Annotated in this window: 12 protein-coding genes and 1 riboswitch; of the genes, 5 read left to right on the top strand and 7 right to left on the bottom strand. The window is 67.6% G+C overall.

The window, feature by feature from the left end; all coding sequences use genetic code 11:
- Positions 1-56: 56 nt before the first annotated feature.
- Positions 57-587, bottom strand: a complete 531-nt coding sequence (locus tag AC0KTM_RS22270; RefSeq protein WP_225328224.1) for a serine/threonine protein kinase — start codon at positions 585-587, stop codon at positions 57-59.
- A 337-nt stretch (positions 588-924) separates the two neighbouring features.
- On the opposite strand from AC0KTM_RS22270, the gene AC0KTM_RS22265 reads away from it, so the two are divergent.
- From AC0KTM_RS22265 to AC0KTM_RS22250, 4 genes are read left to right on the top strand one after another with little or no spacing between them, the layout of a single operon-like run.
- Positions 925-1,254, top strand: coding sequence for a CD225/dispanin family protein (locus tag AC0KTM_RS22265; protein ID WP_225328223.1), 330 nt, complete (start codon positions 925-927; stop codon positions 1,252-1,254).
- Between the two features lie 15 nt (positions 1,255-1,269).
- Complete coding sequence (locus tag AC0KTM_RS22260; RefSeq protein WP_472416681.1) at positions 1,270-1,695, top strand: DUF2752 domain-containing protein; 426 nt, start codon at positions 1,270-1,272, stop codon at positions 1,693-1,695.
- A 53-nt stretch (positions 1,696-1,748) separates the two neighbouring features.
- The gene (locus tag AC0KTM_RS22255; protein WP_472416679.1) at positions 1,749-3,233 is read left to right on the top strand and encodes a M28 family metallopeptidase; all 1,485 of its coding nucleotides are present in this window, start codon (positions 1,749-1,751) and stop codon (positions 3,231-3,233) included.
- Entirely contained in the window at positions 3,230-4,702 is a 1,473-nt protein-coding gene (locus tag AC0KTM_RS22250; protein WP_238956964.1) for a M28 family peptidase, read from the top strand. The genes AC0KTM_RS22255 and AC0KTM_RS22250 overlap by 4 nt, the downstream gene beginning before the upstream one ends.
- A 105-nt stretch (positions 4,703-4,807) precedes the next feature.
- Here the strand turns inward: AC0KTM_RS22250 and AC0KTM_RS22245 are convergent, their stop codons facing one another.
- Positions 4,808-6,097 (bottom strand): HNH endonuclease signature motif containing protein, encoded by a 1,290-nt coding sequence (locus tag AC0KTM_RS22245; protein ID WP_472416677.1) that lies wholly within the window; start codon positions 6,095-6,097, stop codon positions 4,808-4,810.
- Positions 6,098-6,313: 216 nt separating this feature from the next.
- Here AC0KTM_RS22245 and AC0KTM_RS22240 point away from each other — a divergent pair, with 216 nt between their 5' ends.
- Positions 6,314-7,762: a neutral zinc metallopeptidase gene (locus tag AC0KTM_RS22240; protein ID WP_238956962.1), complete on the top strand. Its 1,449-nt coding sequence runs from the start codon at positions 6,314-6,316 to the stop codon at positions 7,760-7,762.
- Positions 7,763-7,778: 16 nt separating this feature from the next.
- Here the strand turns inward: AC0KTM_RS22240 and AC0KTM_RS22235 are convergent, their stop codons facing one another.
- From AC0KTM_RS22235 to thiC, 5 genes are all read right to left on the bottom strand, one after another.
- Positions 7,779-8,654, bottom strand: coding sequence for an LLM class F420-dependent oxidoreductase (locus AC0KTM_RS22235; protein ID WP_238956961.1), 876 nt, complete (start codon positions 8,652-8,654; stop codon positions 7,779-7,781).
- Positions 8,655-8,672: 18 nt separating this feature from the next.
- On the bottom strand, positions 8,673-9,107 hold the full coding sequence (locus AC0KTM_RS22230; RefSeq protein WP_238956960.1) for a MarR family winged helix-turn-helix transcriptional regulator: 435 nt from the start codon (positions 9,105-9,107) through the stop codon (positions 8,673-8,675).
- A 46-nt stretch (positions 9,108-9,153) separates the two neighbouring features.
- Positions 9,154-9,789, bottom strand: coding sequence for an alpha/beta hydrolase family protein (locus tag AC0KTM_RS22225; RefSeq protein WP_238956959.1), 636 nt, complete (start codon positions 9,787-9,789; stop codon positions 9,154-9,156).
- The gene (gene thiD, locus AC0KTM_RS22220) at positions 9,789-10,616 is read right to left on the bottom strand and encodes a bifunctional hydroxymethylpyrimidine kinase/phosphomethylpyrimidine kinase (protein ID WP_238956958.1); all 828 of its coding nucleotides are present in this window, start codon (positions 10,614-10,616) and stop codon (positions 9,789-9,791) included. The genes AC0KTM_RS22225 and thiD overlap by 1 nt, the downstream gene beginning before the upstream one ends.
- A 190-nt stretch (positions 10,617-10,806) precedes the next feature.
- On the bottom strand, positions 10,807-12,447 hold the full coding sequence (thiC, locus tag AC0KTM_RS22215) for a phosphomethylpyrimidine synthase ThiC (protein WP_238956957.1): 1,641 nt from the start codon (positions 12,445-12,447) through the stop codon (positions 10,807-10,809).
- Positions 12,439-12,549, bottom strand: a riboswitch (TPP riboswitch). It overlaps the preceding gene by 9 nt.
- Positions 12,550-12,564: the final 15 nt, after the last annotated feature.

The raw sequence follows: 12,564 nt of genomic DNA, 5'->3' as shown, positions 1-12,564 counted from the left end.
ACTCCCTGCGGTTGTTGGTGGTTAGTGCAGAAACCCCTTGCCCCCCAAGAAGATTGTCAACCGTTGGCGCGCCACCACTGGTAGAGCGCGTTGACGTCGGTGTTGGACGCGCGCAGGTAGCTCAGTGTGTTTTTGGCGTCCGTCGTCCAGATGATCTCGGCGGCGTTTTGGTACGTGCCGCACGCCGCCTGCCCGGCGCTGGCGCCCGAACCGTCCTTGTGCCAGCTGGACGGCGACTGGTTGGCGTCCCCGCACGGCCTCAGGACGTCCTCCTTGATGGTCGCCCGAAACGCGGTGGCCAGGTTGTCGGCGCTGGTGAACAGGACGTACTTGGCCTGTGCCGGTCCTTTCGGGTCGGGGCTCTGTCCGCACGCCAATACGGCCAACTGCCTGCCGCGGTCGATGTTCTGGGCGGTGCAGTTGTTCAGGCCGTAGCCCTTCGACAGCGTGGCCGCCAGTGTGTTGATGTCCGACGGGTTGCCGGTGCCGGCCGGGTCCGCGGCCGCCGCGACGCTGCCCGCTAACGCGAACAAGCCCGTGAACGCCGTCGCCATCGCCGCCTTCAGCGCGTTGCTGAAATCAGACATGAATGGCTCCTTAACGGCCGTTGCTAACACGGATAGTAGGGCTATGTCGTGGTAATGCAACACGTTCCGGCGGCAATTGTCTGTCTGGGCATCGTTTCCGGTTATCGGCCGCAAAGGCCCAGGGCAACGGTGGCGGCGCGCATTTCGCCGCGGCGGATATCGAATGACGTTGAGACCGGGCGTTAATCGGGCCTTCGCGCCGATATGGCGGAGCCGTCGATGCGGCGCCACAACCGTAGCCCGGATCAGATTTTTTCATTGCTAGTGCCGACGCGGGGATGAGCGGGTATGGTTAGCACCGCTTTACGCCAGCTAACTTCCCTTGACTGGAGAATCCATGACACAACCGCCGCCCCCGCCGCCTCCCGGGTACCCGCCGCAGCAGCCGGCCGCCCAAGCGCCGAATAACTATCTGGTGTGGTCGATTTTGGTGACGCTGTTCTGCTGTCTTCCGTTCGGGATCGTGGCGATCGTCAAATCCAGCCAGGTCAACGGGTTGTGGGCGCAGGGTCGCTACGCCGAGGCGCAGGCATCGGCCGAGAGCGCCAAGAAATGGGCGATCTGGTCGGCGGCCATCGGTGTCGTCGTCGGCATCATCTACGTCATCTTGATGTCGGTCGGCGCGCTGAACACGGACACCAACGCGGCGCTTGCCGCGATGTACTAAAGCGAGGGTCTCGAGATGGTGACCCGCCGGGGGGCGGCGCACGCGGGCCTGGGTGCACCACTGGTGGTGGCCGCATCCGCGACGTTGATGTGCGCCGCCATCTGGGCGGGTGACCCGACCACCCCGAACGGCCCGCTGCCGGTATGCCCCACCAAGGCGTTGTTGGGGATCGACTGTCCCGGATGCGGCAGCCTGCGCATGCTGTATTCCCTCATGCACGGCAACGTGTTGGCGGCCGCCAGGTACAACGCTCTGGGCCTGGCGGCGGTCGTGCTGTTGGTGTGGGCGTACCTGGCCTGGACCTACGGGCACGTGGTGGGGCGGCGGGCCCGCAGTTGGCAACACCGCCGCTGGGCCGCCCTCGTCACACTGTCATTGGTCCTGGCATGGTTCGTGGTGCGCAACATCCCCTTTGCGCCCTTCACAGCGCTGTATGTCTGATCCCGACGTGTCCTGATCCCGCCCGCTTGGCCCGCGGTCTAACCTGGGGCGCGATGGTGAAAAAACTCACGACGTTGCCGGCGGCGCTCGCCGTGATCGCCCTGACCGCATTCTCAACCGGTTGCTCGCAGCGGTCCGGCTCGGAGCAGCCGACGGGCGCGGACGAGTTCGCGTCCGCGTTGCGCGGCAAGGTGACGACCGATGCGATGATGGCCCACCTGTCCAAGCTGCAAGACATTGCCAATGCCAGCAACGGCACCCGGGCAGTGGGGACCCCAGGTTACGACGCCAGCGTCGACTACGTGGTGAAAACCCTGCGCGACAAGGGATTTGACGTGCAAACGCCCGAGTTTTCGGCGCGGGTGTTCCACGCCGAGAAGCCGGAGATGACCGTCGCCGGCAAGCCGGTGGAGGCGCGCGCGCTGGACTTCAGCCTGGGGACCCCGCCGGGCGGGGTGAGCGGGCCGCTGGTCGCCGCGCCGGCGAACACCTTGGGGTGCGCGGCCTCCGACTACGGCGATCTCCCGGTGCGGGGCGCGGTGGTGCTCGTCGATCGCGGCACCTGCCCGTTCGCGCAGAAGGAGGACGTCGCGGCGCAGCGCGGGGCCGTGGCGATGATCATCGCCGACAATGTCGACGAGGAGCAGATGGGCGGCACGCTCGGCCCGACCACCGAGGTGAAGATCCCGGTGCTCAGCGTGACGAAGTCCACCGGGGCGCAATTGCGCGGCCAGCCGGGGCCCACCACCATCAAGCTCGATGCCAGCGCGCAAAGTTTCAAGGCCCGCAATGTGATCGCGCAGACCAAAACCGGTTCGGACGCCAACGTGGTGATGGCGGGGGCGCACCTGGATAGCGTCCCGGAGGGTCCGGGGATCAACGACAACGGATCGGGAGTGGCCGCGGTGCTGGAAACCGCTGTGCAGCTGGGCAGTTCGCCCGCCGTGCACAACAGGCTGCGATTCGGCTTCTGGGGTGCGGAAGAACTCGGGCTCATCGGGTCGCGGAACTACGTCGAGTCGCTGGACTTGGCCGCGCTCAAAAACATTGCGCTGTACCTCAACTTCGACATGCTGGCGTCGCCGAACCCCGGCTATTTCACCTACGACGGGGACCAATCGCTGCCCATGGACGCCCGCGGCCGCCCGGTGGTCCCCGAAGGTTCGGCCGGCATCGAGCGCACGCTGGCCGCCTACCTGAAGTCGGCCGGCAAGACCGCACAGGACACCTCCTTTGACGGCCGGTCCGACTACGACGGATTCACCCTGGCGGGCATCCCCGCCGGCGGCCTGTTCTCGGGCGCCGAGGGGAAGATGTCCGCGGACCAGGCGAAGCTGTGGGGCGGGACCGCCGACCAACCGTTCGACCCCAACTACCACCAAAAGGGCGACACTCTCGATCACATCGACCGCACCGCGCTGGGAATCAACGGCAGCGGGGTGGCCTACGCGGTCGGGCTCTACGCTCAAGACCTCAGCGGACACAACGGTGTCCCCGCCATGGAGGACCGCACCCGGCACGTCCTCACCAAGTCATGAGTTCCCGCCTGTGCGCAACGCTGTTGCTGATCACGGCGCTGGTGGCCGGGTGCTCGCCGGCGCGGCCCGGCTCGCCCACCGCGACACCCGATCTCGGGCACGGCCTGGCCAAGAAGATCACCGTCGACGGCATGGTCACCCACCTGCGCGCCCTGCAGGACATCGCCAACGCCCACGGCGGCAACCGTGCCGACGGCACGCCGGGCTTCGACGCCAGCGTGGATTACGTGGCCAAGGCGTTGCGCGACAAGGGTTTTGACGTACAGACGCCGCAATTCGATCGGCTGTACACCGTGTCTATGGGTAAGCCGTCACTGATCGTCGCGGGCCGCACCTATCCCGTCGACCAGGCCTCGCTGCTGGTCCAGACACCGCCCGGCGGCCTGACGGGGCAACCGATCCGGCCGTCCCAGCCGTCGGGTTGCGCGGCCCACGACTACCCGGCCGCGGTGCCCAAGGGCGCGATCGCCGTCGTCGACGACACCCGCTGCTCGGTGGTCGACAAACAGAACAGCGCGCTGGCCAAGGGGGCGAGCGCGCTGATCGTGCTGAGCGCCCCCAACGGGCGCGGAGCTCCGCCCACGTTGTTCAGCCCCGGTTACTTCAAGCAACTGACCGTTCCGGTCGCCGTCGTCAACCCCAACGGTGCCGCCGCACTGACCGGTGCGACCGCGCCGATCCGCTTGGTGCTGGATGCCGTCAACACCAAGATTACATCCCGAAATGTCGTGGCACAGACCAAGTCCGGGTCGCCCCACGAGGTCGTCGTGGTGGGTGCGCAGCTCGACGGTTCGCGCGCCGGACCCGGCATCAACGACGACGGCTCCGGGGTGGCCGCGGTGCTGGAGGCGGCGCGCCAGCTGGGCCCGCTGGCCCCGGTGAACAACGCGGTGCGGTTCGTGTTCTGGGGCGCCGAATCCGAGGGGCTCAACGGGGTCATGGATTACGTGTTCGGCATGGGCCGTGATCAGCTCAACGACATCGCGCTCTATCTGAATTTCACCGCGCTGGGGTCGCCCAACGCCGGCTTCTTCACCGACGACGGCGACCAATCCGGCCCGCCCGGGCCCGGCGTCTTCGCCGCGGATGTCCCCGAAGGCTCAGCGGGCATCGAGCGCACTCTGGCCGGCTATCTGAACCTGGCCGGCAAGCGCCCCGCGGACATGCCGCTGAATTCCCGGGCCGACTATCACCCCTTCATGGTTGCGGGCGTGCCGATCGGGGGCCTGACGACCGGTTCCTCGCAGCTGAAAACCACCGTGCAGGCACGGTTGTGGGGCGGCCAGGCGGGCCTGCCGTTCGATCCGAACTTCCAGAGCCCGCGCGACACCGTCGACAACATCAACCGGGAAGCCTTGGGGATCATGGGTTCTGGCGTCGGGTTCGCGGTCGGCAGCTACGCCGAGTCCATCGGCGGGGTCAACGGCGTGCCCTCACACGACAAGAGGCATCGCACCCGGATGCCGTAGTGGCGGTTTCCCGTCGGCACAACCCAGACCCCGAGAGTGTGCTGGCATGCATCGAATTCCTCTATGCTGCAAAGTGTTTGATCGGCGGCAGTACCACGAACCGAGCTAGTTGTTTGTCGGTGGTGGTTGGGGTTGGAAGGGGTCATACCACCACCAGTCGGCGCGCTCGCCGGTCGGTCCCGGACACGGCGCCACCGCGGGTGGGGGCCCGGTGGGTGGGCGCGCCAGTGATCCCGGGCTCAGGATTCGGCCGGTGTCGTCGGTCACGGTCAGGGCGTCGGCGGGTCCGGTGATGGTGATAACACCCCGATGATGCAACCGGTGATGGTACGGGCAGACCAGCACCAGGTTGGCCAACTCCGTGGGGCCTCCGTCTTCCCAGTGCCAGATGTGATGGGCGTGCAAGCCCCGGGTGGCCCCACAGCCAGGCACCGCGCACGTGCGGTCGCGGTATTCCAGCGCGCGGCGAAGCCGCCGGTTGATCACCCGCGTCGCCCGCCCGGCACCAATAACCCGCCCCTCACGCTCAAACCACACCTCACAGGTGGCATCACAGGTCAGGAAGCGCCGTTCGGCATCGGGCAGCGGACCCAAATGCAGGGCCGCCACGCGCCGCTCGACGTCGAGGTGGGCCACCACGGTGGTGTGCTGCCCGTGGGGCCGGCGGGTGGCCTCGGCGTCCCACCCGGCCTCGACCAGGCGCATCAACGCCTCGACCGTGCTCGGCAACGGCGGCCGCTGATCCGAACCGCCCGCCTCCTCGCCGTGGTCGTGTTTCCACTCGGCGATCAGCGCCTCACGATGCGAGGCCAACGCGGCATCGAACTTCGCGGCATCCAAGTGGCCCAGCATGATCCGATAACAGGCGCCCCACTCAGTGGCGGTCGCGGTGATCGAACGCTCGCGCTCGGGGGCGGGCCGTGGTTCGGACTCGGACTCGGACTCGGACTCGGACCGAGGTTCAGGTTCGAGTCGCGGCTCCAGCTTGACCGCCGTACGCAGCTGGCCGACCGTGGCGACCGCGGCCAGCTGCGCGTAATGCTCATCAGATCCCTCGCCCGCGCGTGCGGCGATCACCCCGACCTGATCGGCCGACAACCGACCCTCCCGCAGACCCTGAACACAGCGCGGAAACTCCTGCAGCCTGCCCGCAATGGCGCTGAGCGTGTGCGCGTTTGCCGACGAGCAGCCCAGCTTCCAGGCCACCAACGCCGGCACCGACCGCGCCCCGGTCACACCACACAATTGGTCACGATCGATCTCGGCGACGATCTCCACAATGCGCCCATCAATCGCATTGCGCTGACCGCTCAACTCCGCCAACTCTCCGAACAACACCTCAAGACGGTCACTCGCAGTGACCACCCCGGCGTCAGCGCATGCGGTCGACAACATGACCTCATCATCGCAGCCACCACCGACAAGTTCGGGCGACCCGATCCCAACGCCGCCACCACCGCCAAACACGGTTAGCCGCGCAGGTAACGCATGCGGACCCCCGGGGCGAAGGCGACGGCGAGCCACCGCTTTTCTCGCGCAGCCGCGGCCGGACGGCACCTTAGAATGAGTCCCCTTGGTGCTGCCGTGTCGCCGGTCGGGATGAGGTTGGTCATGAATAGCCATGCGCTCAGGTCGGCACTGGTCTGGGCGGCGGCGGTGCTCGTGGTGGCCGGCTGCACAACGTTTGTCGACGGGCGCGGGCTGTCGATGCTCAACGACCCCTACCTGGTTGGCGGGTTGCCCGCGACCAACGGGCCCAGCGGGATTCGTTCGAACGCGCCCAGACCCACGGGCAAGGTGCTCAACACCGACAACGGACCCATCGACAGGTTGGCGCTGCTCTCGGTCAACGACATCGAGGACTATTGGCAGTCGGCGTACAGCCAATCGCTGAAGGGCAAGTTCGTTCCCGTCAGCAAGGTGGTGTCCTACGACTCCAACGACCCGAGCAGCCCGATCGTGTGCCACAACGACACGTACAAACTCGTCAACGCCTTCTACACGTCGCGCTGCCACCTGATCGCCTGGGACCGCGGCGTGTTCATGCCCGTCGCGCAAAAGTACTTCGGCGACATGTCCGTCACCGGAGTGCTCGCACACGAATTCGGGCACGCGCTGCAGCAGATGGCCAAGCTGGTGACCAGACGGGACCCGACCATCGTCCACGAACAGCAGGCCGACTGCTTCGCCGGCGTCTATCTGTTCTGGGTCGCCGACGGCAAGTCGCCGCGCTTCACGCTGAGCACCGCCGACGGGCTCGACCACGTGCTGGCGGGCATCATCACCACGCGCGACCCGGTCATGGACAGCGAGACCGACAACGACGACGCCCACGGCTCGGCCCTGGACCGGATCAGCGCCTTCCAAATGGGTTTCATCAACGGCGCCTCGGCGTGTGCGGCCATCGACCGCCGGGAAATCGAGCAGCGCCGCGGCGATCTGCCGAACGCCTTGCGGGTCGACTCCACCACCGGAACGCCGGAGACCGGCGAGGTCCCGATCAACCAGGACACCCTGTCGACCCTGATGGAACTGCTGGGAAAGATCTTCGGCCCGGCCAATCCGCCGGTGCTGACCTACCAGCCCGCGAATTGCCCGGACGCCAAACCCACCCCGCCGGCCTCCTACTGTCCGGGCACCAACACCATCGCGGTCGACCTGCCCAAGCTCGCCGTCATGGGCAGGGTCGCCGACGAGAGCGAGCAGTCCCTGCCGCAAGGCGACGACACGGCCCTGTCCCTCGTGATGTCGAGATACGCACTGGCGGTGCAGCATGAGCGCGGCCTGCCGATGCAGAGCCCGTGGACCGCGCTGCGCACCGCATGCCTGACCGGCGTGGCGCACCGCAAGATGGCCGAACCCATCGAGCTGCCCTCGCACAACCAATTGCAGCTCACCGCCGGCGATCTCGACGAAGCGGTCGCCGGGCTGCTCACCAATCACCTGGTGGCCAGCGACGCGGACGGCACCAGCGTCCCCGCCGGCTTCACCCGCATTGCCGCGTTCCGTGGTGGCGTGACCGGCAACGCGGACGCATGTTACTCTCGTTATCCGGGATAACGAAAGACCCCGCGGATCAGCCTATTTCGGCCAGCCGGGGAATCACCTCGTCACCCAGGCGTCGGACGAACCCGACCGGGTCCGGATTGCCCGGCAGCGGGCCGACATTGATCATGTCCACACCGAGCCTGGCGTAGCGTTCCACGGTCTTCAGGTACTCGTCGATGTTCTCGAACGGGTCCGTCGTCGCGAGACCGCCGGACGTCTTGCGAATGTCGGCGGGGTTCCTGCCCACCGCGTCGCAGTGCCGGTGCAACACGTCGATCTTGTGCTCGAGCTCCTCGACGTCATTCGACATGCTGTTCCAGATGTCGGCATACTGCGCGACCAGGCGAAGCGTCTTCTTCTCGCCGTCCCCGCCGATCAGGATCGGGGGACGCCGAATCGGTTGCGGCACACAGATCGTCTCGGCCAGGCGATAGTGGGCGCCTTCATACGGGCCGTCGTCGTCACTCCACATCTGCCGACAGATCTGCAACGTCTCCTCGAGCATTTCGAAGCGCGCGCTCAGCGGCGGATACGGAATGCCCAGCGCGGTGTGCTCACGCTCGTACCAGGCCGCACCCAGCCCCAGCATCGATCGGCCTTGCGACAACACGTCCAGGGTGGTGACCGTTTTGGCCAACACGCCCGGGTGGCGGTAGGTGACCCCGGTGACCAGCAGGGTCAGGTCGATGGTGGCGGTCTGGGCGGCCAAGAACCCCAGCGACGTGTAGCCCTCGAGGTACGGGTCCTGGGCGGGGCCAAGCTGTTCCATTTGGAAGAAGTGATCGGCCAGGGTGAACAACGTGGCGCCGCCCTGCTCGGCGGCCTTGGCCGCGTCGGCCAGCGTCGGGCCCAGTCGCGCCGGGTCTCCGGGTAGAAAGTCGATGAAGTGCAATCCCAATTCCATTGCGATGACGCCCCTTTCTCAGTGTTCGGTCAAGCGCTCGAGTAGCGACAGCGCGTCGACGATGACGCGCCGCTCCGCCTCGGTGTAGCGCTCCTGGATGGTCCGGGCCAGCCATTCCTCCCGGGCCCGACGGTCGCTCTCGGCGCGCTTTCTCCCCGCCGGGGTCAGCGAGACCACCTGTCGCCGACCATCATTCGGGTCCGGGGAGCGTTCGATGAGCCCCCGCTGCCCCAATCCGGCCAGGATGGTGGCCATCGACTGGGGACGCACCTGTTCCGCGCCGGCCAATGCGCTGGCCGACGACGGCCCCTCCTTCCAAAGCCGCGTGAGCACCGCCGTCTGCGACGGTGTCAAACCGTCGACCGCGACGTCCTTCAGCCGGCGCCGCAGCCGGCTGAACACCACCCGGATATCGCGTGCCGCCGCTGCCGCGGAGTCGCTGATGCCATCCACGGCACCACTCTAAATTAGACAGTCAAAACTGTCCAGTTCGGACTGTCTATTCCCGTCCGAGCAGCTGTAGCGCGGCATCGACGGCCAGGGCCGGGACGTTCAGCGTCTTGGACCGCAGATCGTGTCGGGCGCTGGCGATCTCGACGACGGCGGTCGTTCCGCCGATCAGCGCGGCCGCGGTGCGCAGCTCGTCGGGCGTGCCGAAGGGATCCGAGGTTCCGTGGGTGAACACCGTCGGCACCGTGATGTCAGGCAGATGCTCGGTGCGCAGGCGCTCCGGCTTGCCGGGCGGGTGCAGCGGGTAGGAGAACAGCGTCAGCACGTCCACCGGGGCCTCGCCGGCGGCAACCACCATGGATGTCTGCCGGCCGCCGTAGGAATGCCCGCCGGCGATCAGCGGCCCGGGGGCGAGGTCGCGGCACATCGTGATCGCCTCGACGATGCCGGCGCGATCGGTGGCGGCCGACCCGGATGGCGGGCCGGTGGGGCGCCGGCGCCGGTAGGGCAGGTTATAGCGCACCGCCAGCCAGCCCCGTTGGGCCCATTCGTCGCAAACCTGTTGCAGCAGTGGAGAATCCCGGTTACCACCGGCGCCGTGGGTCAGAACCACGACCCCTTCTGGGCGACTTGCATCGTCCGGTTCGTGCGCGATGCCCGCGATCTGATCGAGGGGGCGAGCCATCATGACAGCCTAAACAGCGGCGAGACGGGGCCGTGGCCGTGGCCCAGGGGATAGGAGGCACGCAGAGATTCCGTGACCCACCGCTTCCCGAAACCGACCGCTTCCGGCACGGTGAGGCCGTGCGCGAGTGCGCAAGCCGCCGCGCTGGCCAGTGTGTCCCCGCCGCCGTGGTCGTTGCCGGTCGCGATCCGCTCCGCGTCGAACTCGTGATAGGAGGTGCCGTCATAGAGCAGGTCACAGCTGCGGTCCGACGAGCGCAGGTGGCCGCCCTTGACCAACACCCACCGCGGGCCGAGCGCATGCAGGGCCTTGGCCGCCACCCGCTGCGACGCCGGGTCCACGACGTCGATGTCCACCAGCAGCCTTACCTCGTCGAGGTTCGGCGTCACCAGCGTGGCCAACGGAAACAATTGATTCCGAAGCGAATCCAGGGCCGCCGGCGCCATGAGCGCGTCGCCGTGCATGGAGGCCGCCACCGGGTCGACGACGAGCGGGACGGTCAGTCCGAGCCGGCGCCAGGCGGTGGCGACGGTGTCGATGATGCGTGGCGACGCGAGCATCCCGGTCTTGGCGGCCTGGATGCCGATGTCGCCGACCACCGCCTCGATCTGGCCGGCGACGACGTCATCGGGAATCTCGTGAAAGCTCTTGACTCCCACGGTGTTCTGCACGGTCACCGCGGTCACGGCGACGCAAGCATGCACACCCAACAGCGCCATGGTGCGCATATCGGCTTGGATGCCCGCGCCGCCCCCGGAGTCCGACCCGGCGATCGACAACACCCGCAGGGGTGTCGTGCCCGGCGCGGGCAGCGGCAGGAAACTCACTGTTCTGGATGGTGGCGACCCGCTGCGCCCGGCTGTGCCAGTTGGTGGCGACCCGCTGCGCCCGGCTGTGCCAGTTGGCGGCGACCCGCTGCGCCCGGCTGTGCCAGTTGGCGGCGACCCGCTGCGCCCGGCTTCGCCGCGCTTGCGATCGCCACCGCCGCGCTTGCGATCGCCGCGTCCGCGGTTGCGGTCACTGCTGTGCCAGCGGCAGATACACCCGGTTGCCGTGCTCCGCGAACTCGCGAGACTTCTCCGCCATGCCCTCGGACACGGCCGCCTCGATCGCTTCCTCGCTGTCCAGGCCGTGCTTGGCGGCGTAGTCGCGGACGTCCTGGGTGATGCGCATCGAGCAGAACTTCGGCCCGCACATCGAGCAGAAGTGCGCGGTCTTGGCGGGTTCGGCGGGCAGCGTCTCGTCGTGGTATTCCCGCGCGGTGTCGGGATCCAGTGACAGGGCGAACTGGTCGTTCCAGCGGAACTCGAAGCGCGCCGTGCTCAGGGCGTTGTCGCGCTCCTGGGCGTGCGGGTGTCCCTTGGCCAGATCGCCGGCGTGCGCGGCGATCTTGTAGGCGATCACCCCGTCCTTGACGTCCTTGCGGTCCGGCAGGCCCAGGTGCTCCTTGGGCGTCACGTAGCACAGCATCGCGGTGCCGGCCTGGGCGATGATGGCCGCGCCGATCGCCGAGGTGATGTGGTCGTAGGCCGGCGCGATGTCGGTGGCCAGCGGGCCCAGCGTGTAGAACGGGGCCTCCTCGCACCACTCCTCTTCCAGCCGCACGTTCTCGACGATCTTGTGCATCGGGACATGGCCCGGGCCCTCGATCATCACTTGCACGCCATGGGATTTCGCGATCTTGGTCAGCTCGCCGAGGGTGCGCAGCTCGGCGAACTGCGCGGCGTCGTTGGCGTCGGCGATCGAGCCCGGCCGCAGCCCGTCGCCAAGGGAGAACGTGACGTCGTAGCGGGCGAAGATCTCGCAGAGTTCGTCGAAGTTGGTGTACAGGAACGATTCCCGGTGATGAGCCAGGCACCATGCCGCCATGATCGAGCCGCCGCGGGACACGATGCCGGTGACACGCTTGGCGGTCAGCGGCACGTAGCGCAGCAGCACACCGGCGTGCACGGTCATGTAGTCCACACCCTGCTCGCACTGCTCGATCACGGTGTCGCGGTAGATCTCCCACGTCAGCTCGGTCGGGTCGCCCTTGACCTTTTCCAGCGCCTGGTAGATCGGCACGGTGCCGACGGGCACCGGCGAGTTGCGCATGATCCACTCGCGGGTTTCGTGGATGTTCTTGCCGGTGGACAGGTCCATGATGGTGTCCGCGCCCCACCGGGTCGCCCACACCATCTTGTCGACCTCCTCGGCGATCGACGACGTCACCGCCGAGTTGCCGATGTTCGCGTTGACCTTGGTCGCAAACGCCTTGCCGATGATCATCGGCTCGATCTCGGGGTGGTTGTGGTTGGCCGGGATCACCGCGCGCCCTCGGGCGACCTCGTCGCGCACCAACTCGGCGGGCATGCCCTCGCGCGCGGCGATGAACGCCATCTCCGCGGTGATCTCGCCCGCACGGGCGCGCTGCGACTGGGTGCCGCGATCGCGCACCACCCCCGGCCGCGCCGGCAGCCCGGCCGTCAGGTCGATCGTCGCGTCCGGATCGGTGTAGGGGCCCGAAGTGTCGTAAAGATCGAAGTGATCGCCATTGGACAGGTCCACCCGGCGGAACGGAACCCGTCCGCCGGCCACATCGCGATAGATCTTGTGGCTGCCCGCAATCGGGCCGGTGGTCACGGACGGTGCAGCGGTTCCCGATAGGGTCTCGGTCATTTTTCATCTCCCTACGCCGGCATTACCCGGTCAGGTTCGTACGGTCGACGGCCCCGAGCCGTCCTCTCAGCGCACTCGGCATGCGCTCCCGCGTTGATGGATGGGTCCGCACGCGAC

It is taken from the genome of Mycobacterium sp. NTMscope_Eco_3, from assembly GCF_976985685.1.
The sequence above is the reverse complement of the archived record's forward strand: the minus strand, read 5'-3'. Positions and strand labels throughout refer to the sequence as shown.